The sequence below is a fragment of the Mesorhizobium sp. B2-4-19 genome (assembly GCF_006441315.1).
In the GTDB taxonomy this organism is placed as follows: Bacteria; Pseudomonadota; Alphaproteobacteria; order Rhizobiales; family Rhizobiaceae; genus Mesorhizobium.
Map to the genome: position 1 here is coordinate 96608 of NZ_VFUV01000014.1, position 23024 is coordinate 119631.

Consider the following 23024-nt stretch of genomic DNA (forward strand, 5'->3'; position numbering starts at 1 on the left):
ACTGCCATGCGGGGCGGCTCAGGCGGCCCGCCGGCTTTGTTTCGGCCACAAATTCTGGTTCATGCGGAACAGGTTCAGCGGGTCGTAGAGCTGCTTGATCTCCAGAAGCCGCTGGTAATTGCCGCCATAGGCCGCTTCCACCCGGTCGACCTCGTCCTCAGGCATGAAGTTCACATAGGCTGTGCCGGCGGCATAGGGCTTGGCCGCCTCATAGAGGCCGCGCGCCCAGCCGATGCAGGCTCTGTCCATTGCCGGTTCGCGCCAGCGGGCATGGACATTCATGACGAAGTGCGAGCTGCGTTGCGGAAACGCCGTCGCGTTCTGCGCCACACGGCCCGCCGCACCGCCAACATGGCCGATGAATATCTCGCATTCCGGGCCAGGAAGCTCACGTATCGCTTCGGTGACGACCTCAACTGCCCTGTCGGAGAGCTCGGTGAAGTCATGGCTCTTCCAGTAGTTGCGGGCGCCGGGAGCGAGCAATGGGTCGAATGCCTGCTGCCAGCCGGCGAACGGGTTGGCGCCGACGACATCGGCAATCGGCGAGCCGATGGCGCGAAGCTTCTTCGTCGCCTTTTCACCCGCCTGGAGATCACCGCAATAGCACATGGCCAGCACCAGAACATCCTTGCCATGCCACTCGGCCGGCAGGAAGGGCAGTGGCGGCGCTTGCCGCATGACCACCCAGCAGGTCAGTTCGTCGGGCGCTGTTTCGAGCGCGTTGCGATACTCCTTCAGCACCTTTTCGGCATCGGCGAAGGGATGCACGACAAGTCCCGACAGAACCTGCGGACCCATCTGGTGGAGCTGAAACTCGAATGCCGTGACAATGCCGAAATTGCCGCCGCCGCCACGCAGTGCCCAGAACAGGTCCGGATTTTCCGTCTGGCTGGCGCGCAGCAAGTTGCCGTCGGCGGTGACGACATCGGCGGAGACAAGATTGTCGATGGTCAGGCCGAATTTGCGGGTGATCCAGCCAAAGCCACCGCCCAGGGTCAGGCCTGATATGCCGGTGGTCGAATTGATGCCGGTCGGCACCGCCAGCCCAAAGGCCTGCGTTTCGCGGTCGACATCGGCGAGCGTGGCGCCGGGTCCGACCCATGCTCGCCTTGCGACGGGATCGACCCGCACCGACTTCATCGGCGAAAGATCGATCATCAGGCCGCCGTCGCAGACGGCGCTGCCGGCAATGTTGTGGCCGCCGCCGCGCACGGAGACGAGAAGTCTGTTTTCCCTGGCGAAATTCACGGCACGGATGACGTCGGAGGCGCCGACGCAACACACGATCAGCCCGGGCCGCCGGTCGACCGTGGCATTCCAGACGGTGCGGGCCTCGTCGTAGGCTGCGTCCCCCTGCTGAAGCAGCGTGCCGCGCAATTGTGCCGAAAGCGCTTCGATGGTTGCGGCGTCGACTGTCGTCTTGCCGCGATCAAGCGTGGTGAGGCTCATGGTGTTCATGGTTTCCTCCCGATTTGCTTATGAGCCGATCTCCTTCAAACGCCTTCAATTCTGCTCTTATATTAGATATCGCGCAAGTTAGACGGCGGGCCGCCGAACGGTTTGCATCGCGAACGGTCGAGGTGATTTGGTCGACGCCACGAAGCATGCTGGAGCAACTGACGGGAGCGGTGCATGGCGGACAAAAATCCTGGCGGGCATGTCACACTGGCAGATGCTGCCTCGTCATGTGGTCGGCACCAACAGAAGGAAGCCCACCATGACCGCAAAAATCAACCTCTTCGCCGCCGCCCCCTCGCTGATGAAGAACTGGCAGCGATCCTCGATCGAGCTCTCCGCCGCCGCCAGTCTCGAGCACAGCCTCACCGAACTGGTGAAGCTGCGTGCCTCGCAGATCAATGGCTGCGCCAACTGCATCAATCTTCACGCCACCGAAGCGCGTGAGAACGGGGAAACCGAGCAGCGCATCTACCTTTTGCCGGCCTGGCGCGAGGCGCCCTGCTACAGCGACCGCGAACGCGCCGCACTCGGCTGGACTGAGGCCTTGACCCGGCTCTCGGAAGGTACCAGCCATGCAAGCGCCTATGATGCGTTGAAAGCGCATTTCACGGAGGAGGAGCAGATCAAGCTTACCTTGACGATCAACATCATCAACGCTTGGAACCGCATCGCCGTCGGTTTCGGCCTGTATGCCGACCCAGCTGCCGTGAAGGCCGCCCGGGTGGGCGCGGTCTGATGACCAGCTCAGCGCCCGACGACGCCGCGGCGGGCTTCGGCGCGCTGCGTCCAAAGCTCATGCGCGTCGCCTACCGCATGCTGGGCTCGGTGTCGGACGCCGAGGATGCCGTGCAGGAGGCCTTCATCCGCTGGATGAAGGCCGACCGCAGTGCCGTCCGCGACCCCGGGGCATTCCTGCGCCGCACGGTGACGCGGCTGTGTCTCGACCAGCTCAAATCCGCGCGGCACAAACGCGAGACCTATGTCGGCCCCTGGCTTCCCGACCCCGTTGTGGAAGAGGACGAGGTGGAGGACGTAACCTTGCCGCTGATGCTGGTGCTGGAGCGCCTGTCTCCGCTCGAGCGTGCGGCCTTCCTGCTGCACGATGTGTTCGGGCTCGGGTTCGACGAGGTCGCGGCCGCCATCGAGCGCGACCCGGGGGCCTGCCGCCAGCTCGCGGCCCGGGCGCGTAGCCATGTCCGCGAGGCGCGGCCCCGTTTCACGGTAGAAAGGCAACGCGGCCTGGCGCTCGCCGAGGCCTTCTTCACGGCCTCGCGCAGCGGCGACATGAAGGCGCTTGGCGCGATGCTGGCGACCGATGTCATCGCCCATGCCGACGGTGGCGGCAAGCGCCCGGCTGCCACGCAGCCGGCCCTGGGCTTCGATGCCGTCATGAGACAGTATGAACAGGTCGCGGCCTGGTTGCGCACGCATGGCTCGAAGCTTGTCCGCGTCGGTTTCATCAACGGATTGCCGGGGTTCGTCACCCTGGAAGCCGATGGCGAACTCCAGACCACCGCACTCGACATCGAGGATGGGAAGATCGCGACGATCTACGTCGTGCGCAATCCCGACAAGCTCAGGCACCTGCATTGAGGCGCCTGGCTGGTCAGGCCAGCCCGAACTGCTCCACGGCACGCATGATGCCACGCAACTCGGCGAGGCCTTTCAGCCGGCCGATCAGCGAGTAGCCGGGATTGATCTTCTTCTTGCCGATGTCGTCGGCGAGCAAGTGGCCATGGTCCGGCCGCATCGGGATGCGCCAGTCGGCACGGCCCTCCTTGCGACGGCGTGCCTCCTCCTGCATCAGAGCCAGGATGACATGCGCCATGTCGGTGCCGCCCTCGAGATGCTCGGCTTCATAGAACGAGCCGTCCTCCTCGATCGTGATGTTGCGCAGATGGACGAAGTGGATGCGGTCGGCGAATTCCTTGACCATGGCGACGATATCGTTGTCGGCGCGCGTGCCGTAGGAGCCGATGCAGAAGGTCAGCCCATTGGCCGGGCTGTCGACGGCGCCGAGGATGAAGCGAGCATCCTGCGCGGTCGAAACGACGCGCGGCAGGCCATAGAGCGAAAAGGGCGGGTCGTCGGGATGGATGCACATGCGTGCCCCTTCCTCTTCGGCGACCGGAATGATCTCGCGCAGGAACCAGGCGAGGTTGTCGCGCAACTCCTTAGGCCCAATCCCATCATACTCCGTCAAAGCCTCGCGGAAGCTGTCGCGATCATACTTGCGCTCGGTTGCCGGCAGGCCGGCGATGAGGTTGCGCTCGATCTGATCGACCTGCTCTGGCGTCAACGCCTTCAGCCGCTTCTCGGCTTCGGCGATCCGCGCCGGCGTGTAGCTGGCGGCGCCGTTCTTGCGCTGCAGCACGAAAAGGTCATAGGCGGCAAAATCGATGGCGTCGAAACGCAAGGCATAGCCGGTTGTCGGCAGGCGATACATGAGATCGGTGCGCGTCCAGTCCACCACCGGCATGAAATTGTAGCAGATCGTCTTGATGCCGGCCCGGGCGAGCGTGCGGATGCTGTCGCGATAGTAGCCGGCATAGCGCTCGCGTTCCGGCGCGCCGATCTTGAAGGAATTGTGGACCGGGATGCTCTCGACCACCGACCATGTCAGGCCGGCGGCCTCGATGATCCGTTTGCGCTCGAGCACATCGGCTTCGGGCCAGGCCCTGCCATCGTAGATGTGGTGCAGCGCCGAAACCACGCCGGTGGCACCAGCCTGCCTGACATGATCGAGTGTCACCGGATCATCCGGACCATACCAGCGCCAGCACTGTTCCATTGCAACTTTCCTTTTTGCGAGAGACCGGCAACCTATTGTTTGACTACGATGAGTGTCAAACTCAGATCCGGTTTTTGTTGCGCATGAAGGAGCTCCTGCGATGAAGGATTTCGACGGCAAGGTGGCATTGGTGACGGGGACGACCGGCATCGCGCTCGCCACCGCAAGGCGGCTGGCGCAGGGAGGTGCGGCGATCGTCGCCTGCGGCATCGATCAGGCAGCCAATGCCGCCATGCAGGAGAGCCTCGCCAAGGCCGGAGCGGATGCACTGGTGCAAACGGTCGACGTGTCCGTTTCCGATCAGGTTCGCGACGCGGTCGCCGCCGGCGTCGTGAAATTCGGCGGCATCGACATCATCGTCAATTCCGCCGCGGTTCATCCCTACGGAACCGCGACGACAACCGATTGGGAAAGCTGGAACCGGGCGATGACGGTCAATGTCGGCTCGATCTACCTGACCGCCCATTTCGGCATTCCGGAAATGATCAAGCGCGGCGGCGGCGCCATCGTCAACGTCGCCTCGGTGCAGGGCTTCGCCTGTCAGCAGAACGTCGCCGCCTATGCCACGACCAAGGGCGCCATCCACACGCTGACGCGCTCGCTGGCGCTCGATTACGCGGCAGCAGGCATAAGGGTGAATTCGGTCAGCCCGGGCTCGATCCGCACGCCGATCCTGGAGAAGGCCGCGCGTGGCGACCACGGCAGCGACGCCGATGTCGAGGAAGCTTACAGGCGCTTTGGCGCGGCCCATCCGCTTGGCCGCATCGGCGAGCCGGAGGAAGTGGCTGAGCTCATCGCTTTCCTGTGCTCGTCAAAAGCCGGCTTCTGCACCGGTGCCGATTACAGGATCGACGGCGGCCTGACCGCTGGCATTGGCGTCAAGTAGAGCCGCGGCGATCGGCTTGACCCTCAGGGGTTTTGAGAGCGCAGTGTCCGCAAGGTGATCGAGTAGCGATGCTCGGCAAGCGGCGGGATGCTGTGCTCCCACTCCGTGCGCGAAGGTCCCGTCATGAGATAGGCCGATCTTGGCTCGACGACGATGGTCCGGCGCTCCCACCCGTCGCCGCTCTTTCGCCGCAGCCGGAAACTGCAGGGCGCCAGCAGCGAGATGCCGGCGACATCCTCGAAATGCGGCTTGTCGCGATGCCAGCCAATACCGGCGCCAGGCCGGTATTCATTGACCAGCACCTGCGCGAAAGCCTCGGCAGGCCGGCGCGCAAGGGCCGCGACCTTGTCGCGCACAGGCAGCAGGAAGTCGGGGATCGGCAGCGCCTCGACCACTTCGCGCCGGTCATAATCGTAGCGCAGACCAAACCCGACGACACGCCGGTTTGCCAGATGGCCATGGAAATCGAACGCCTGGAACGGCAGTCCCTCGAGATGCCGGGCAAGCTCTGTCTGTTCCTGCGGCGTGATGAATCCGGGCTGGTAGGCAAAGCCCTCCGGCAAATCCTCGGCGTCACCAAAGAGGTCATGCTGGAATGCCAGGGCGCGGCCGGTTGCTTTCGATTTGAGGCGCGACATCCCGCCTAGATGGTGAGGTCGGAGCAGCAGGGCAATACGGAGCGGCGCCTCCGTGCTCGAAAGATGATGCGATGAATGACGACTGGGAACCGGACTACGCCTGGCGGATTTATCCGGCTGAGCAGTCAGGTTGCCAACATGCCATCGACCGCGATCCGAAGCACACAATACGATCCCGCGACCAGAACCCTCTCCGTCTGGTTCGTGCCGAGCGGCCATCGCTACGACTATGCGGACGTTGCCCCGGCAACCTATGCCGCTTTCCGGAAGGCCGCCTCGAAAGGCCGCTTCTTCAATGAATTCATCAGGGATCACTACAGCTACCGCCGCGTGGCATGACGCGGGCGGCATGATCATCTTTTTTGCGCAAACCTTTTCGTCCGACGCGCGTTGTTCCTCCTCGAAGCCCAGGAGACAGCCATGCAGAGCAAGACAGCCAGCGAAGCCGCCAAGCAGCGTCACATCCAGCGTGGCATCGATGCCGGGGACAAATCCAAAGGCAACGGCAAGGGCCAGCACGCCATGCAGGCCGGCGCCCGAAAATATCCGGAGCCACCCTTTCCCGAGCAACATCATCCCAAGCCGGGGGAGGAATGGGCGATCGAACCGGCGCCGCTCTACGATGCGCCCTTCTACCTCGGATCGAAAAAGCTCGAAGACAAAGTCGCTCTCATCACCGGCGGCGATTCCGGCATCGGCCGTTCGGTGGCGGTTCTGTTCGCCCGCGAGGGCGCCGACATTGCGATCGTCTATCTGGCCGAGGACAGGGATGCCAAGGCGACAAAGTCCGCCGTTGAGGCAGAGGGACGGCGCTGTATGCTGGTGAAGGCCGACGTCAGCGACCGCGACGAATGCCGCAACGCGGTGGCCCAAACGGTCAAGGCATTCGGCCGCATCGACGTGCTGGTCAACAATGCGGCATTCCAGATTCATTCAAGCGAGTTCGCCGAACTGACCGAAGAGCATTTCGACACGACGCTGAAGACCAACCTCTACGGCTATTTCCATATGGCACAGGAAGCCGTCCCGCATATGAAGCCGGGCTCGGCCATCATCAACACCGGTTCAGTCACCGGCATAGACGGGTCGAAGGCGCTGATCGACTACTCCATGACCAAGGGGGGCATCCATGCCTTCACCCGCGCCCTCTCCGGCAATCTCCTCGGCAAGGGCATCCGGGTGAACGCGGTTGCACCGGGTCCGGTGTGGACCCCGCTCAACCCTTCGGACAAGGAGGCCGGCGACGTTTCAAAATTCGGCGCGGACACACCGATGAAGCGGCCGGCGCAGCCGGAGGAACTCGCACCGGCCTATGTGTTTCTCGCCTCGCCACATTGCTCGAGCTACATCACCGGCGAGATATTGCCCGTGGTCGGCGGCTACTGAGGTCCAGTGCAATGTATTTCATCGCATTGGCGACGGACTACGACGGCACGCTGGCGCATGACGGGATCGTCTCGAAGAAGACCCTTGCCGCGCTGGAGCGGTTCAAGAAAAGCGGCCGCAAGCTGGTGCTCGTCACGGGGCGCGAGCTGCCCGACCTCAAGCGCGTCTTTCCCGAGATCGGCCTTTTCGACAAGGTGGTCGCCGAAAACGGAGCGCTGATCTACACGCCGGCCAGTGAGGAAGAGCGGGTCATCTCACCTTCGCCGGAAGTCGAATTCGTCTCCAGACTGAAGAAGCAGGGCGTCAAGCCCCTGTCCGTCGGCCGGTCGATCGTCGCGACCTGGGAGCCGCATCAGGCGACCGTCCTCGAAACCATCAAGACGATGGGGCTCGAACTCGAAATCATCTTCAACAAGGGCGCGGTGATGATCCTGCCGAGCGGCATCAACAAGGCCACCGGGCTGGCCGCGGCGCTGCAGGATCTCCGGCTTTCGCCACACAATGTGGTCGGTGTCGGCGACGCCGAGAACGACCATGCCTTTCTGAAGGCCTGCGGCTGCAGCGTCGCCGTCGACAATGCGATTCCCGCGGTCAAGACCACGGCGGATCTGGTCACGCGTGGCGCACGCGGGAAAGGCGTGGAGGAACTGGTCGACAGGCTGATCAAACGCGATCACGACATCCTGCCGAGGCGGCATGACGGCATCGTCCTGGGTTCCGCCGGCGGCGACGAGATATACCTGTCGCCAACCGAAACGGTCCTCATCGCCGGCAGCTCCGGCATCGGCAAGTCCACCCTGGCCACCGCGCTGACGGAACGCTTCGTCGAGAGCGGGTTTCAATTCTGCATCTTCGACCCCGAAGGCGATTATGACGGCCTCGAAGGCGCCGTGCGTCTGGGCGACGGCTCGAGCGCGCCGACCAAGGCGCAAGTGCTGGACCTCATCGAGAAAGCCGATGGCAATGTCGTCATCAATGGATTGGCGCTGCGCGTCAATGAACGCCCAGATTTCTTTGCCGACCTGCTGCCCGGCCTAGGCAGTTTTCGACGCCGAACGGCCAGGCCGCACTGGCTTATCATCGACGAAGCGCACCATCTTCTGCCCAAGCGGCGTGATGATACGCGCGCGATCCTGTCCCTGGAATTGCCGGGCACGGTGCTGATCACAGTGCATCCCGAAGCGATCTCGACCGACGCGCTGCGCCTGGTGACCGCCATCATCGCCCTTGGCCCCAAGGCGAAGGATGTCCTCAAGGCCTACTGCAGCGAGACCGGCATCCACCTGCCAAGGGACATGGCCTCGCCCAAGGGCGAGCGCGTACTGTTCTGGCGACCGCAGAAACGCAAGAAGATCGCCACGGTCAAGGTCATCGAGCCGCGTCAATCCCTCAAGCGGCATAGCCGCAAATATGCCGAGGGGCAACTCGACGAGGCGGGCAGTTTCTATTTCCACGGCCCCGACCATGCGATGAACCTCAGGGCCCATAATCTGATGATTTTCGCTCAGATCGCCGAGGGCATCGACGACAAGACCTGGGAGTTCCACCTGCGTGCCGGCGACTATTCCAAATGGTTCCGCAACCAGATCAGGGACAAGGATCTGGCGCGCGAAACCGCCGAGGCGGAGAACGATAAAAAGCTCTCCGCCGAGGAGAGCCGCGAGCGTGTGCTTGATGCAGTGCGCCGCCGCTACACGGCTCCCGCCACAGCACCGGAAGACTAGCGCACGCGTCTGCTTTGTCTGTTCATGAGCTTTTCAGGCATCAGCTGGAACTCATCCGGCGGCTTCACGTTCAGACCCTGTTCAACAGGAGATACGGCCATGCCACGAGGCGACAAATCGAAGTACACCGACAAGCAGGAGCGCAAAGCCGACCACATTGCGGAAGGCTATGAGAAGCGCGGCATCTCCGACAAGGAGGCCGAACGCCGCGCCTGGGCCACGGTCAACAAGGATGATGGCGGCGGCAAGAAGGAAGGCGGCTCCGGGCGCGGCAAGCACACCGGCCACCCGGCGGCACACAAGGGCGGCAAGAGCGGCGGCAAGGCGTCAGCCGCACGCCCAGCTGCAAGTCGGTCGGAATCGGCGAGGAAGGCCGCGGCAACGCGCAAGCGGAATGCCGAGCACCATGCCCATTGACGTCGACAAACACCCCTTTGGTCTGTCCTGAAAGACCAACATGATGAGGGCACAAGCATGAAATCGCGGCTCGTCAACGAGGCCAGCGGACAGCGAACATTTGTCGTGGTGCTCGACCCCGGCGAAGAAGCGTTCGCCACGCTGACCGCCTTCGCGATCGACCAAGGAGTCGATAGTGCTTCCCTGACAGCGATCGGCGCCTTTGAAAGAGCGATCGTGGGCTGGTTCGACCCCAATGCGAAGACCTACCGCAAAATCCCGATCGACGAACAATGCGAGGTTTTGAGCGCCATCGGCGATGTGGCGCTGGGCGATGACGGCAAGCCCAGCCTCCACGTTCATACGGTGTTGGGATTGAGCGACGGCACGACCCGGGGCGGACACCTGCTTGAGGCCATGGTGCGACCGACGCTGGAAGTGACCCTGGTGGAGGCGCCCGGCCATCTGCGCCGTAGCAGGCGTCCGGAATTGGGCGTTGCGTTGATCGATCTGGACGGTTGATTTCGAGCCTGACTGCGGAGTTCAGCCTGCCCCTGTCATGCCTTCTTGTCCAACTGCGTCTGTGCCTTGTCCGGCGGCGGCTCCCAGCCAAAGACACTGCGGCCGCCAAGCAGGTGCGACTGGTCGAATTCGCCGGCGACGATTTCCTTCAGGCTGGGGCCGGTGACATATCGTTCGACCTGCCGCGACTGATCGTCGAGCCGCCGCAGCGCGCCGATTTCCTCGTCGCGGCCAAGCCTGGCTTTCTGCACCGCGGACTTCAGCACGCCGATCGTCTCGTCATAGACCTTGAGCGGAACGGGGAACGGGTGCCTGTCCTTGCCGCCATGGGCGAGTGAGAACCGGCCCGGATCCGAAAACCGGCACGGCGCGCCATGCACCACTTCGGCGACCAGCGCCAGCGCGCGCACCGTGCGCGCGCCCACGCCAGGAACCAGGAGAAGCTCGGAAAAGTCCGCCGGGCCACGTTCGGCGGCAGCGGCCATGTTGCCATGCAGGCGGTGCATGACGATATCGCTTTCGCGCACATCATGGTGAGCTGGCATGATCAGATGCGGCAGCATCGGCTGTTCCGGAGCCGCTGCCGTGCCGGCATCCAGGGCAGCGAATTCGCGCAGGATGCGGTCCGGGCCGAGGTCCTTGAGCAGGTCCAGCTGTCCCTGGCGCGAGGCCTCGGCACGATGATCGGTCAGGTTGACGATCTCGCCCTGGTTGGCGCCCTCGATGGCGGCGTGCGGCTGATCGACGAAACTCTTCAAACCTTCGGACAGCCAATGGTAGCGGCGCGCCACCTTGCTGTCGCCGTTCATGCCTTGCTGCACCACCACCCAGTCGCCGTCGTCGGTGACGATGAAGCCGTGCAGATAGAGGTCGAACCCATCCTGGACGGCGGCACTGTCCACCTTGGCGACAAGCCGGCTGACGGCTGCCAGGCGCTGTCCGTCGAAGCCGATGCGCTCGCCGATGGCGGCCAGTTCATGCGGAGTTTTGCGCGAATGGGCGCCACGGCCGCCGCAGACATGAATGCCGAGTTCGCCCGACAGCGGCGTCAGACCGCGTTTCAAGGCGCCGACGACGCTGGTCGTGATGCCGGACGAATGCCAGTCCATGCCCATGACGGCACCGAAGGACTGGAACCAGAAGGGATGCGCCAGACGCCGCAGCAGCTCGTTGCGGCCGTAGTGATGGATGATCGCCTCGCACATCACGGCGCCAAGGCGCGTCATGCGGTCGCCGAGCCATTTCGGCACGCGACCGCCGTGAAGTGGAAGATCAGCACTGCCCGATCGTTGCGCCAATTCCGTTGCCTGTTCCGATGTCTGTCCTGTCTCGACAGATAGGTATCCGAACCCGCGCGAAGAAGCACCTGATGCTTCTGCCTCTTCGACACCTGGTGACATCAAGTCCAGTTCGAAAGAACCGTCTCCATCTCGACCGTTTCGACCTGCTGCGCGAAACGTTGGCGATAGACGGTGAGCAGGGCGTCGTGCGTTGCATCGGAAGAACTGCACAGCGCGTCCGTGACGAGAACCACGCGATAGCCGAAATCGATCGCGCCGAGCACCGTGGCCAGAACGCACACGTCGGTTTCCCCGCCGGTGATGACCAGCGTATCGATCTCATGATCCATCAGAAAGGCTCGCAGACGGCCTTCAAACCAGGGCGAATAGATATGCTTGTCGATGACCGCCGCCGGCGGGCAGTAAGCGGCCAACGCCGGCAACAGCTCGACCATTTCCGGACCGATACTGTCGATCGCCATCGAAGACCAGCGCTCATAGTAGCGCCTCCAAGTCCCGACGCCCTGCCCCGCCCTTTGCGCGGGCAGGAAGCGCGTGAAGACCGTTTGTTCTGCCCGTCTTTCAACGAGCCTCACAATCTGGGGGAGGACACGCGTGATCCAGGGCGTCGCCCACGGCGACGGTTCCGCAAACAGCCGCTGCATATCCACGCAGACATGCATGCACCCGTGACCCAACGGCCCATATGCCAAGCCCGGCACCGACATCAAAGAATATTCGGCTGGCGGTGTCTTCTCATGGACTTCTCCCATTGCTGCGCAGGACATGGGAACGCCATAAGCCAGGACTCGTTCCTGAGTGAACCGGCGGCAACCAACGCGATTGATCGACGCGTTCAGCCTGTGGATCGCCGCTCAGCCCGACCTACGACGCATCGCTCAACCAAGGAGCGACGCATGTCGGCACGTTCGACGATCCGGCCTCGTTACAGCCCCACTGCAATTATGGATCAAGCCAGCGGCTTATCTGGGGGTTTGCTGCGGAATAGTCCTGCCGCACCACGACACTGAAGAACGATGGTTGAGCCTACCTCACCACGCGTTTCTCGAGCTTGCGGGCCAAAGTGCGTCGGTGCAGGCCGAGCCGGCGCGCGGTTTCGGAGATGTTGAAGCCGGTCTCGACGAGCGTTTCGTGGATACGCTCCCATTCGAGGTTCTTGATCGAGGTGGGACGGCTGCTCAACGAGACGGAAACATCGCCCTCGGCCCTGCCGAAGGCGGCTTCGATGTCGTCTGTGTTGGCGGGCTTGGCCAGGTAATGACATGCGCCAAGCTTGATCGCCTCGACCGCCGTGGCGATGCTGGCGAAACCGGTCAGCACGACGATCCTCATCGACGTGTCACGGGCGCTGAGCAGCTTGACGCATTCCAGCCCGGAGCCGCCGGCGCCAAGTTTGAGATCGACGACGGCGTAGGCCGGAACCGCTGTTTCGAGGGCGCCGAGCAGGTCTTCCCTGCCGTGGCAGACCACGACGTCGTAGTCACGCTTTTCGAAGGAGCGCTTCAGCGTCTTCGCGAAGGTGGCGTCGTCCTCGACGATAAACAGGGATCGATCAGGCCTCATGATCATCTCCATCGGTCAGCGCCGCGAGCGGCAGCGAAAGCGTAACACAGGCGCCCTGCTCCATGTTGCGCGCCGAAAAGTCGCCTCCCAGCTTTCGAACCACGTTGACGACGAGGAAAAGGCCGAGGCCGCCGCCAGGCCGTCCCTTGCTCGACATATAGGGCTGACCGAGTGCGGCCAGAATACCCTGGTCAAAGCCCGGCCCGCGGTCACGCACCGAAATCACCAGTTTCTCGCCCTGCCGCTCAGCGGCGACGCCGACCCAATCCTGCGATGCCTCCAGAGCATTGTCGAACACGTTGAAGATGACCTGCTTCAGCGCCGTGTCGGAGACGATCTGCTCGTCAGGTTCGAAATCGTTCTTGTACTCCAGATTGAGCGGCTGGCGGCTGACACGCCATTCCTGGACCAGATCGTCGAGGAAATGGCGAATGCTGGTGCGGATCGTGCCCTCGCCCCGTGCCTGCCCCGACGACATCAGGATGCCAGACACGATGCTCTTGCAGCGTTCGATCTGCGCCTGCATTTCGGCGACGTCCCCGGCCAGTTCGCGGTTGCGCGTGACGCTGCGGATCTGGCGCCAGTCGGAGAGAATGACGGAGATGGTCGACAGCGGCGTGCCCAATTCATGCGCGGCACCGGAGGCCAGCAGGCCCATGCGAACGATGTGATCCTCCTCGGCCGAGTGCTGGCGCAGATCGGCGAGATAGGCGTCGCGCTCGCGCAGATTGCGGTTGATACGCGTCATGAAGATGACGATCAGGCCAGCCGCCAGCACGAAGCAGATGAACATGCCCCTGATATGCAGGGCCAGCAGGTCGCTGCCGCCGTGATGCGGGATGGCGATCGGCTGGAACTGGAAGGTGAGGAAGACGAAGCAGGCGGAAGCGGCGGCCACCAGGCTCCAGGTGGACCAGGGTGTCAAAAGCGCGGCGCCAAGCGTGATCTGCAACAGGTAGAGCGACACGAACGGGTTCGAGGCACCGCCGCTGAGATAAAGCTGGGTCGTCAGCGCCGCCATGTCGAAGATGAGCGCGACGAACAGCTGCGCGTTGCTGATCGGCCGCTCGCCGCGCGAAGCGAGCAGACTGAAGACGTTCAGCCCGACCAGGAAAAACACCACCCCGGCCATCTCCCCCAGCGGCAGCGGGATGTCGAACCAGTATTGCGTCACCAGAATGGTGAGCACCTGACCCGCCACCGCCAGCCAACGCAGCTGGATGAGCAGGAGCAGATTCTTCCTGTTCGCCGCGTCGGGATCGGGGACCGCGCCGTTCCTGCCCGCAAGCGATGCGGCCGCGAAGGATTTGTCGTTGCGAAGCGTTTGCGTCAGGACGCTCATCATGCCGGTCCTCGCCGACGGCGGGCGCCGATCATCGGCGCGGCCAGGGCTGCGGCAAGTATCGCAGCGAGCGTGAACCAGGTCAAAGCATAGACGAGGTGGCTGTTGCGGAAAGCCACGACCGTCAGGCCGCCGCGCGGCCAGCCCGCGGATGCTTCCGCATCGACGAAATAAGGGGCGATGTCGTTCGTCAGCCCGCGCGCGGCTGCGATGGCGGCGACTTCGCGCGAATACCAGCGATTGCCCGCCGCATCGTTGCTGCGCAGGAAGCCGCCGCCCGGCTCGCTCATGCGCAACAGGCCGTCGATGACGGTCGCCGAACCGAGGCCGCCGCTTTCCTGTTCGAACTCGGCCTTGCGCTCCTGGGGGATGAAGCCGCGGTTGACCAGCACGACGAAGCCACGGTCGGTCCGCATCGGCGTCAGCACCCAATAGCCGCCAAGCTCCGTCACCGCCTGCACGAGCGTGTTCTTGCCGTCCAAAAAACGTCCGGCCAATCGCACATGGCTATACTCGTCGCCGGCCGCGGTCATGCCACCCCATGTCGCCGGACCTGGCGCATCGACAACCGGCGCATGGATGCGCTGGTCGACGCGGGCGATCAGGTCGAGCTTCCAGACCCGCCTTTCCAGCTGCCAAATGCCGAGCCCAACAAACACCAGCACGCCGAGGAGCCCAAGCAAGGCGAGAAAAAGCCGCGACGCGGATGATCTGCCGGCGTCCTTTCCCGGCGCGGCGGGCAAGCTGATGCCGGCCCGCCCGATCCTTACTTCGACAGTCGTCCTCCCCGCGCCCGGCGCCGGGCTCATGGCATCTCGCGCATGTCGTGAAGCCCGGGCATCATGTTGGCGTTGAGGTGGTACATGACCCAGAGCGAGCCGGTCAGCACGATGACGACCAGGATCAGCGTGAAGATCAGTGCCAGCATCGACCATCCGCCTTCAGAGGCGGTGTTCATATGCAGGAAGAAGACCATATGGACGACGATCTGCACCACCGCGAAGGCCATGACGACGATAGCCGTGGCCTGCTTGTTGTCGATGGCGCCGCTCATGACCAGCCAGAACGGAATGGCGGTCAGGATCACCGACAGGACGAAGCCGATCAGATAGCCCTTGAACGATCCATGCGCGGCTCCGCCATTGGCGTGGCCGTGACTCTCGGCATGATCACGAGCGCTCATCGCAACATCCCCATCAGATAGACGAAGGTGAAGACGCCGATCCAGACGACGTCGAGGAAATGCCAGAACATCGAGAGGCACATCAGCCGGCGGCGGTTGGCCTCGATGAGGCCGAAACGGGCGACCTGCGTCATCAGCGTCACCAGCCAGACGATGCCGAAGGTGACGTGCAGCCCGTGCGTTCCGACCAGCGTGAAGAAGGACGACAGGAAGGCGCTGCGCTGCGGCGTGGCGCCTTCATGGATCATGTGTGCGAATTCGTAGAGCTCGATCGACAGGAACGCCAGGCCGAATAGGCCGGTCACGGCAAGCCACGCTTGCGTCGCCGCGACGCGGCCCTTGTCCATGGTCAGCATGGCAAAGCCATAGGTGATCGAGGACAAGAGCAGCATGGTGGTGTTGACCGCGACCAGATCGAGATCGAACAGGTCCTTTGGAGCTGGCCCCGCCGCGTAGTTGCCGCCGAGCACGCCATAGGCCGCGAACAGCATGGCGAAGATCAGGCAGTCGCTCATCAGATAGAGCCAGAAGCCGAGCATGGTGCTGCTGCCTTCGGCGTGCGCATGCTCTTCTTCCAGGTGGAAGACCGGTCCGGTGCCGGCCGTGGTTGTACTCGAATCCATGCTCAAACCCTAGCCCTGGGCGGCAAGGAGCGTCGTCCTCGCCTCCTCCGTCTGCGTGACCTCGGCAGCCGGAATGTGGAAATCGCGGTGATAGTTGAAAGTGTGGCCGATCGCAGTGGTGATCAGGCAGACGAAGCTCAGCGCCGCCAGCCACCAGATGTACCAGATCAGGCCGAAGCCGAGCGCCACGCTGAAGGCGGCCAGGACGACGCCGGTGCCGGTGTTTTCAGGCATATGAATCGGCTTGAAGCCGGAGAGCGGCCTGACGTAGCCGGCCTTCTTCATGTCCCACCAGGCGTCGTTGTCGCGCACGAGCGGCGTGAAGGCGAAGTTGTAGGCGGGCGGCGGCGAGGAGGTCGACCATTCGAGCGTGCGGCCGTCCCAGGGATCGCCGGTCGGATCGGTCAAGGCCTCGCGCTTGCGGATGGAGACGAAGATCTGGATCAGGAACGCCGCGATGCCGGCAGCGATCAGCACCGCGCCGAAGGCGGCGATGACGAACCATATCTGCAGCGAGGGATCGTCGAAGACACGCATGCGGCGCGTCACGCCCATCAGGCCGAGTATGTAGAGCGGCATGAAGGCGAACCAGAAGCCGACCACCCAGCACCAGAAGGACACCTTGCCCCAGAACGGATCGAGCTTGAAGCCGAAGGCCTTGGGCCACCAGTAGGCGATGCCGGCGAACAGGCCAAACAGCACACCACCGATGATGACGTTGTGGAAATGCGCGATCAGGAACAGGCTGTTGTGCAGCACGAAGTCCGCCGGCGGCACGGCAAGCAGCACGCCGGTCATGCCGCCGACGACGAAGGTGAGCATGAAGGCCATCGTCCACATCATCGGCAGTTCGAAGCGGATGCGGCCGCGATACATGGTGAACAGCCAGTTGAATATTTTCGCTCCCGTCGGGATCGAGATGATCATCGTGGTGATGCCGAAGAAGGAATTGACGCTGGCGCCGGAGCCCATGGTGAAGAAGTGGTGCAGCCAGACCAGATACGACAGGATGGTGATGACCACCGTGGCGTAGACCATCGAGGTGTAGCCGAACAGGCGCTTGCCGGAGAAGGTGGAAGTGACCTCGGAAAAGACGCCGAACAGCGGCAGGATGAGGATGTAGACTTCCGGGTGACCCCATATCCAGATGAGATTCACGTACATCATCGGATTGCCGCCAAAGTCGTTGGTGAAGAAGTTGGTGCCGACATACCGGTCGAGCGCCAAGAGCGAGAGCACCGCCGTCAGCACCGGGAAGGACGCCACGATCAGCACGTTGGTGCATAGCGACGTCCAGGTGAAGATAGGCATGCGCATCATGGTCATGCCGGGCGCGCGCATCTTGATGATCGTGCAGAGCAGGTTGATGCCCGACAGCGTGGTGCCGACGCCCGCCACCTGCAGCGCCCAGATGTAATAATCGACGCCGACATCCGGACTGTAGCCGATGCCGGAGAGCGGCGGATAGGCGAGCCAGCCGGTGCGGGCGAATTCGCCGACGAACAGCGAGGCCATGACCAGGATGGCGCCGCCAACCGTCATCCAGAAGCTGAAATTGTTGAGGAACGGGAAGGAGACATCGCGCGCGCCGATCTGCAGCGGCACGACGAAGTTCATCAGGCCAGTGACGAAGGGCATCGCCACGAAGAAGATCATGATCACGCCGTGCGCGGTGAATATCTGGTCGTAGTGATGCGAATTGAGGTAGCCTTCGGAACCGTTGAAGGCGATGGCCTGCTGCAGGCGCATCATGATGGCGTCGGAGAAGCCGCGCAGCAGCATGACGAGACCGAGCACCATGTACATGATGCCGATCTTCTTGTGGTCGACGCTGGTGAACCACTCGCGCCAGAGATAGGTCCACAGCTTGAAATAGGTGATCGCTCCAAGAAGAGCGATGCCGCCGAGCGCCACCGCGACGAAGGTGGCGACGACGATCGGCTCATGCAGCGGCAGCGAGTCCCAGGTGAGACGGCCGAAAATGAATTTGGTCAGCGTATCGGGCATCGGCTGTCTCTCACAATTCGCGCCGCAGCAGGCCGAGCGACGGCGTATCCGCCTCGGCGCGACGGCTCTCGGTCCCGGGCCTCAGCAGCCCTGCCCCGCGCAGCGGGGAAAGATTCCTGGCCGGCCAATCCTTTGGCGTCGCATCGCTGGCCGCGCGCGCCGCGGCAGCCGCCTCCTCCGCCGTGCAGATGCTGGCGACATAAGAGGGATCGTTGCCGAACACCGCACCACGCCGGACGAGCTTGTCGTATTGCAGCGGCAGCGTGTTGCGCACACCGGCAAGACCGAGACCGCCCTTGGCGTCGATCGACATCATCTCGTTCATGCACATCTTGCCGCGCTCGACGCACAGATTGAGGATGGCGCCATAAAGATCGGGATCGACGGAGGCATAATGGCGGACCGGCTCGTTCTCGCTCGGCTTTTCAAGTTCGAGATAGTTGTCGCGGCTGAGCGCCGCCGTCGCGGCCCTGGCCTGCGCCACCCACTGGTCGAAAGCCTGGTCGGACAGGCCGTGGAAGGCAAAGCGCATCCCCGAAAAGCCGGCGCCGCTGTAATTGGCCGAGAAGCCGCTATAGGTGCCCGGCCGGTTGATGACGGCGTGCAGCTTGGTCTCCATCGCCGGCATGGCATAGATCTGCCCGGCAAGGGCTGGAATGTAGAAGGAATTCATCACCGCCGACGAGGTGATGCGGAAGTCGATCGGCTGGTTGACCGGCGCCGCCAGCTCGTTGACGGAGGCGATGCCGTAATCCGGATAGATGAAGAGCCATTTCCAGTCGAGCGCCACGACCTCGACCCGGAGCGGCTTGTGCGCTTCAGTGACCGGCTGGCCGGGCTCGATGCGGTCGATCCGGCGGTAGGGATCGAGCAGATGCGTGCCGAGCCAGGTCAACGCGCCAAGGCAGATGATGATGAGCAGGGGCGCCGCCCAGATCACCAGCTCCAGCTTCGTCGAATGATCCCAGTCGGGAGCATAGGTCGCCGCGGCGTTGGATTGCCGATAGCGCCAGGCGAAGAAGACCGTCAGCGCCATGACCGGGATGATGATGACCAGCATCAACAAGGTCGAGACCACGAGCAGGTCGCGCTGCTGGGCCGCGACATCGCCGGCGGGCGCAAGCACGACCAGATCGCAGCCGCTCAACAGCCCGGCCAGGGGGAACAGAAGCAAGGCTCCAAATCGTTTCATCAAACGCTGCCCTCGATGGACCGCCGCAACCGTTCATGTTGCAGTGCGGTATCGATCCAAGGGCTACTGCTCGCGGCGCTGTGGTGACATTGGACAATTTGTCCAATGCCCAGCAGGCCTGGCTCTGGCGCAGTGTGCAGTGCACAATGGAACCCTTGAGGAATCCCCGGAATTGGGTTCCGGACACTTCATTCCACGCGGTGGCGACGGATAAGATGGCTCAGACTTCGACTGCCGAAACGAACAGCGAGCTGATCGGCTCGCAGCATGGCCAGGTCAGCGCGGGCGATATCGCGGTCGGCGTGATCGTCGGCAGGACCTCGGAGTTCTTCGACTTCTTCGTCTATGCGATCGCCTCCGTCATCGTGTTTCCCAAGCTGGTGTTTCCGACCCACGATCCGCTCGTCGGCACGCTCTATTCCTTCTGCATCTTCGCGCTGGCCTTCGTCGCGCGTCCGTTCGGCTCCGTGCTGTTCATGGCCATCGACCGCGCCTATGGCCGCGGCGCGAAACTGACGATCGCGCTGTTCCTGCTCGGCACGTCGACCGTCGCCATCGCGTTTCTGCCGGCCTATGGCGACATCGGTGCGGTCGCGGTGTGGCTTTTGGCGCTTGCCCGCATCGGCCAGGGGCTGGCGCTCGGCGGAACATGGGACGGACTGCCCTCGCTGCTGGCGCTGAACGCGCCGCAGAACCGACGCGGCTTCTATGCCATGATCCCGCAGCTGGGCGCGCCGATCGGCCTTATCGTGGCAAGCTCCCTCTTCGCCTTCTTCGTCGCCAACCTGTCGGCCGACGACTTCTTCTCCTGGGGCTGGCGCTATCCCTTCTTCGTCGCCTTCGCCATCAATGTCGTGGCCCTGTTCGCCAGGCTGCGCATTGTCGTCACGCCTGAATTCTCGAAATTGTACGAGAGCGGTGACCTGCAGCCGACGCGCATCAGGGACACGATCAGGGCCGAGGGCCAAAACGTCGTGATCGGCGCCTTCGCGCCGCTGGCGAGTTTCGCCCTGTTCCACATGGTCACGGTGTTTCCGCTTTCCTGGGTGTTCCTGTTCACCAATGAGGGGCCGGCACGCTTCCTGATGATCGAGGCGGTGAGCGCGCTGTTCGGCATTGCGGCCATCGTCGCCTCGGGGCCACTGGCCGATCGCGTCGGACGCCGTGCGCTGCTCGGCGGTTCGGCGATCGCCATCGCGACCTTCAGCGGCTTTGCCCCACAGCTCCTGGATGGCGGCGCCGTCGGCGAGGCGCTGTTCATGGTGCTGGGCTTCATCCTGCTGGGGCTGAGCTTCGGGCAATCGTCGGGCGCCGTCGCCTCGAGCTTTTCGCGGCAATATCGCTATACCGGCTCGGCGATCACCTCGGATCTGGCGTGGATGTTCGGCGCCGGCTTCGCCCCGCTCGCAGCCCTGCTGCTGGCCGGCAATTTCGGCCTCATCGCCGCCGGCGCCTATCTGCTGTCGGGCGCTGCCTGCACATTGCTGGCCCTGTGGATCGACAGGCGCCGTCCGGCCGCGGACCGTCAGCCCGACTAGAGCGTTTCACCGTTTCATGGAAACGACGAATCGCTCTAACTCTTTGTTTTGACGCAATTCCCAAGGGAAAGCGCTACGCGCTTTTCCCGGGAAAACCGCTTACACTTTTCCTGGAATTGCTCTAGCCCCGCTTCGGGATCTGGATATCCTCGAGCAGAAGCGTCAGCGCCATGGCGACGAAATAGAGCGCCGCCACCCAGATGAACATCACGTTGAACCCACTCGAATAATGGGCGAGCACCACGTCGCGGACCGCGGCCGGCAGGCTTGACGCCAGATGCGGGTCCAGCCCGGTCAAGCCATCCGGCAGCAGAGCGGCGGCATCGGCGGGAAGCTGCGAAGTCTGCCGGTTCAGGGCCCAGCTCATCACCGCGCCGTTCAGCGCCAGTCCCAGCGATGCCCCGATCGTGCGCGCCTGGGTGATCAGCGACGTCACCGCGCCGATATCCTGCAGCGGTGCGGCGGCCTGGATCGCCACGATCAGCACCTGGAATTGCAGGCCCATGCTGATGCCGAACATGCCCATCATCACCGCCAGCACCCAGATCGGCGTGTGCGAATTGATGAAGACAAAGCCTATCATCAGCAGCCCGCCAATACCCATCGCCACCACCGGCATCCATTTGTAGCGGCCGGTCGCGGCAATCACCCGCCCGGCCACGATCGAGACGACCATCGAGGTCAGGGAAGCCGGCAGGAACAGGAAGCCGACTTCGGCCGGACTGAGCCCGGTCAACGTCTGCATGTAAAGCGCGAAGTAGAAGAACATGCCGAGCGTCACCGATCCGGCGACCACCGACACGCCCGAGACGATGCGCACCGTCGAGGAGCCGAACAGCCGCAAGGGCACGATCGGCTCCTCCGCCCGCCGCTCGACCAGGATGAACGAGGCGATTGCCGCCAGCGCGACGACCGGCAGCACGAAGGTCAGCAGGTCCGGCCCGGCGGGGTCGAGCACATGATAGCCCCAATAGACGATTGCCGTGGTGCCGATGGCCAGCAGCAAGCCGCCCAGATAGTCGATGCGGTGCCTCTTCTCGTTGAACCGGCTGCGCATGGCGAATGCCAGGATCGCCAGCACGACGATGCCGATCGGCAGATTGACCAGGAACACCCAGCGCCAGCCGAACAGGCTGGTGATATAGCCGCCGGCCAAGGGGCCGAGGACCGACGACAGCGCGAACACAGCCGAACTGTAGCCCTGGTATTTGGCGCGGTCGCGCGGCCCGAACAGTTCGCCGATCATGGCGAAGGCCGAGACCATCAGGCCGCCGCCGCCGATGCCTTGCAGGACACGCGCCGCGATCAGGCTCTCCATAGACCAGGCCATGCCGCAGACCAGCGAACCCAGCAGGAACAAGGCGATCGCCGTCAACACCACGTTCTTGCGGCCATACATGTCGCCGAGCTTGCCATAGAAGGGCGCGACGGCGGCGGTGGACAGCAGATAGGCGGCGCCGACCCAGCCGAACAGATGCAAATTGCCGAGTTCGCCGGCAATGGTGGGCAAGGCGGTGACGACGATCTGCATGTCGATGGTGGCCATGAACATGGCGATCAGCGCGCCGCAATAGACGACCAGCGTCGTCATGTCGGGCTTGGCTGCGGCCTCTACGGGCGACGCATCCGGGAGGGTCGAGTCGATGCTCATGGGGTGTCTCCGACGTTCGGGGCCGGTTTATGTGCCCGCGGGCAGATATATGTCAACATCAAATATATGCTATAAGCATGCAATTGACATCGGCATGTATTTTTGCTAGCGCGCTGTGACATGAGCAGCAACGATACCGGGCCGGGCAAGGCCGACCGATTTTCCGGCGTGTGCCAGACGCATGGCGATCAGGATCTCGCCGATCTGGCGCGCAGCAACGGCCTGTCGGACGCGGCGGCCGACGCCGTCGCCGCCATCGATGCGGTGTTGAACAAGGTACGCCGCTCCATACAGCGCCGGGACTTCGGCCGTTTGATCCTGGCCCGCATCGACCCTTCGCTGGAGGTGAGCCATCTCGATGTGATCATCGCCATCGCGCACAATCCGGCCGTCGGCGACGCACCGCCGGACGAGGTGACGGTCGGCAACATCGCCGAGCGCCTGGGCATCGACCCGTCCCGCGCCAGCCGCATCTCGGCCGATATCGTCGAGCGCGGCTACGCCTTGCGCGTCGCATCGCAACTCGATGCCCGCCGCATTTGCCTCAGGCTCACCGCCAGGGGCGAGCGCCTGGTGAGCGCGGTGCGCCAGACCAAATGGCGGATTTTCGCCGAGGCACTGGCGCAATGGGACGAGCAGGAGCTGGTGACGTTCGCCACCCTGCTGGAACGCTTCGCCGGCTGGGCCACGGACGAAGCGAGCATGCGCAGGGCGGCGGATGCGGTGAAGCAGATGATGGACGAGATGGAACGGGTGTAGAGCCTGCCGGGCTCGACCGCCAGCCGGAGCTGTCACGAACCGATGAAGCGCACGACAGGCGCGC

Annotated in this window: 23 protein-coding genes; 10 read left to right on the top strand and 13 right to left on the bottom strand. The window is 63.6% G+C overall.

Going from position 1 to position 23024, the window contains the following annotated elements; all coding sequences use genetic code 11:
- Positions 1 to 18: 18 nt before the first annotated feature.
- Positions 19 to 1458: an FAD-binding oxidoreductase gene (locus tag FJ546_RS22115; protein WP_140891274.1), complete on the bottom strand. Its 1440-nt coding sequence runs from the start codon at positions 1456 to 1458 to the stop codon at positions 19 to 21.
- A gap of 259 nt (positions 1459 to 1717) precedes the next feature.
- On the opposite strand from FJ546_RS22115, the gene FJ546_RS22120 reads away from it, so the two are divergent.
- Entirely contained in the window at positions 1718 to 2194 is a 477-nt protein-coding gene (locus FJ546_RS22120) for a carboxymuconolactone decarboxylase family protein (RefSeq protein WP_140891341.1), read from the top strand.
- Positions 2194 to 3051 (top strand): sigma-70 family RNA polymerase sigma factor, encoded by an 858-nt coding sequence (locus FJ546_RS22125; RefSeq protein WP_140891275.1) that lies wholly within the window; start codon positions 2194 to 2196, stop codon positions 3049 to 3051. The genes FJ546_RS22120 and FJ546_RS22125 overlap by 1 nt, the downstream gene beginning before the upstream one ends.
- 13 nt (positions 3052 to 3064) lie before the next feature.
- On the opposite strand, the gene uxuA is transcribed toward FJ546_RS22125, so the two are convergent.
- Complete coding sequence (gene uxuA, locus FJ546_RS22130; protein ID WP_140891276.1) at positions 3065 to 4249, bottom strand: mannonate dehydratase; 1185 nt, start codon at positions 4247 to 4249, stop codon at positions 3065 to 3067.
- A gap of 100 nt (positions 4250 to 4349) precedes the next feature.
- Here uxuA and FJ546_RS22135 point away from each other — a divergent pair, with 100 nt between their 5' ends.
- Positions 4350 to 5135, top strand: a complete 786-nt coding sequence (locus tag FJ546_RS22135) for an SDR family oxidoreductase (protein WP_140891277.1) — start codon at positions 4350 to 4352, stop codon at positions 5133 to 5135.
- 23 nt (positions 5136 to 5158) lie between these two features.
- Here FJ546_RS22135 and FJ546_RS22140 read toward each other — a convergent pair whose 3' ends face one another.
- The gene (locus tag FJ546_RS22140; protein ID WP_140891278.1) at positions 5159 to 5773 is read right to left on the bottom strand and encodes an alpha-ketoglutarate-dependent dioxygenase AlkB; all 615 of its coding nucleotides are present in this window, start codon (positions 5771 to 5773) and stop codon (positions 5159 to 5161) included.
- Between the two features lie 138 nt (positions 5774 to 5911).
- Here FJ546_RS22140 and FJ546_RS22145 point away from each other — a divergent pair, with 138 nt between their 5' ends.
- From FJ546_RS22145 to FJ546_RS22165, 5 genes are all read left to right on the top strand, one after another.
- Positions 5912 to 6112, top strand: a complete 201-nt coding sequence (locus FJ546_RS22145; protein WP_140891279.1) for a KTSC domain-containing protein — start codon at positions 5912 to 5914, stop codon at positions 6110 to 6112.
- Positions 6113 to 6193: 81 nt separating this feature from the next.
- Positions 6194 to 7159: an SDR family oxidoreductase gene (locus tag FJ546_RS22150; RefSeq protein ID WP_140891280.1), complete on the top strand. Its 966-nt coding sequence runs from the start codon at positions 6194 to 6196 to the stop codon at positions 7157 to 7159.
- 11 nt (positions 7160 to 7170) lie between these two features.
- Entirely contained in the window at positions 7171 to 8883 is a 1713-nt protein-coding gene (locus tag FJ546_RS22155) for an HAD-IIB family hydrolase (RefSeq protein WP_140891281.1), read from the top strand.
- A 99-nt stretch (positions 8884 to 8982) separates the two neighbouring features.
- Positions 8983 to 9300, top strand: a complete 318-nt coding sequence (locus tag FJ546_RS22160; RefSeq protein ID WP_140891282.1) for a plasmid stabilization protein — start codon at positions 8983 to 8985, stop codon at positions 9298 to 9300.
- Between the two features lie 57 nt (positions 9301 to 9357).
- A complete protein-coding gene (locus FJ546_RS22165; RefSeq protein ID WP_140891283.1) occupies positions 9358 to 9801 on the top strand; it encodes a PPC domain-containing DNA-binding protein in 444 nt (147 codons plus the stop codon).
- Between the two features lie 35 nt (positions 9802 to 9836).
- Here the strand turns inward: FJ546_RS22165 and FJ546_RS22170 are convergent, their stop codons facing one another.
- From FJ546_RS22170 to cyoA, 9 genes are all read right to left on the bottom strand, one after another.
- Positions 9837 to 11099 (bottom strand): DUF763 domain-containing protein, encoded by a 1263-nt coding sequence (locus FJ546_RS22170; RefSeq protein WP_140891284.1) that lies wholly within the window; start codon positions 11097 to 11099, stop codon positions 9837 to 9839.
- Between the two features lie 101 nt (positions 11100 to 11200).
- On the bottom strand, positions 11201 to 11809 hold the full coding sequence (locus FJ546_RS22175) for an isochorismatase family cysteine hydrolase (protein WP_140891342.1): 609 nt from the start codon (positions 11807 to 11809) through the stop codon (positions 11201 to 11203).
- 319 nt (positions 11810 to 12128) lie between these two features.
- Complete coding sequence (locus tag FJ546_RS22180) at positions 12129 to 12665, bottom strand: response regulator transcription factor (protein WP_032933110.1); 537 nt, start codon at positions 12663 to 12665, stop codon at positions 12129 to 12131.
- Positions 12655 to 14007, bottom strand: coding sequence for an ATP-binding protein (locus FJ546_RS22185; protein WP_140891285.1), 1353 nt, complete (start codon positions 14005 to 14007; stop codon positions 12655 to 12657). The genes FJ546_RS22180 and FJ546_RS22185 overlap by 11 nt, the downstream gene beginning before the upstream one ends.
- Positions 14007 to 14816, bottom strand: coding sequence for an SURF1 family protein (locus FJ546_RS22190; RefSeq protein WP_246686914.1), 810 nt, complete (start codon positions 14814 to 14816; stop codon positions 14007 to 14009). Before FJ546_RS22190 ends, FJ546_RS22185 begins: the two co-directional genes overlap by 1 nt.
- Entirely contained in the window at positions 14813 to 15190 is a 378-nt protein-coding gene (gene cyoD / locus FJ546_RS22195) for a cytochrome o ubiquinol oxidase subunit IV (RefSeq protein WP_140891286.1), read from the bottom strand. The genes FJ546_RS22190 and cyoD overlap by 4 nt, the downstream gene beginning before the upstream one ends.
- On the bottom strand, positions 15187 to 15819 hold the full coding sequence (gene cyoC / locus FJ546_RS22200; protein WP_210243117.1) for a cytochrome o ubiquinol oxidase subunit III: 633 nt from the start codon (positions 15817 to 15819) through the stop codon (positions 15187 to 15189). Before cyoC ends, cyoD begins: the two co-directional genes overlap by 4 nt.
- A gap of 3 nt (positions 15820 to 15822) precedes the next feature.
- The gene (gene cyoB / locus FJ546_RS22205) at positions 15823 to 17820 is read right to left on the bottom strand and encodes a cytochrome o ubiquinol oxidase subunit I (RefSeq protein WP_140891288.1); all 1998 of its coding nucleotides are present in this window, start codon (positions 17818 to 17820) and stop codon (positions 15823 to 15825) included.
- Positions 17821 to 17830: 10 nt separating this feature from the next.
- Positions 17831 to 19012 (bottom strand): ubiquinol oxidase subunit II, encoded by a 1182-nt coding sequence (gene cyoA, locus FJ546_RS22210; protein WP_140891289.1) that lies wholly within the window; start codon positions 19010 to 19012, stop codon positions 17831 to 17833.
- Between the two features lie 215 nt (positions 19013 to 19227).
- Between cyoA and FJ546_RS22215 the strand changes: the two genes are divergently transcribed.
- Complete coding sequence (locus FJ546_RS22215) at positions 19228 to 20550, top strand: MFS transporter (RefSeq protein ID WP_140891290.1); 1323 nt, start codon at positions 19228 to 19230, stop codon at positions 20548 to 20550.
- A 121-nt stretch (positions 20551 to 20671) separates the two neighbouring features.
- On the opposite strand, the gene FJ546_RS22220 is transcribed toward FJ546_RS22215, so the two are convergent.
- Positions 20672 to 22201 (bottom strand): MDR family MFS transporter, encoded by a 1530-nt coding sequence (locus FJ546_RS22220; protein WP_140891291.1) that lies wholly within the window; start codon positions 22199 to 22201, stop codon positions 20672 to 20674.
- A gap of 120 nt (positions 22202 to 22321) precedes the next feature.
- Here FJ546_RS22220 and FJ546_RS22225 point away from each other — a divergent pair, with 120 nt between their 5' ends.
- Positions 22322 to 22960, top strand: a complete 639-nt coding sequence (locus tag FJ546_RS22225; protein ID WP_140891292.1) for a MarR family winged helix-turn-helix transcriptional regulator — start codon at positions 22322 to 22324, stop codon at positions 22958 to 22960.
- The last annotated feature ends 64 nt before the right edge of the window (positions 22961 to 23024 follow it).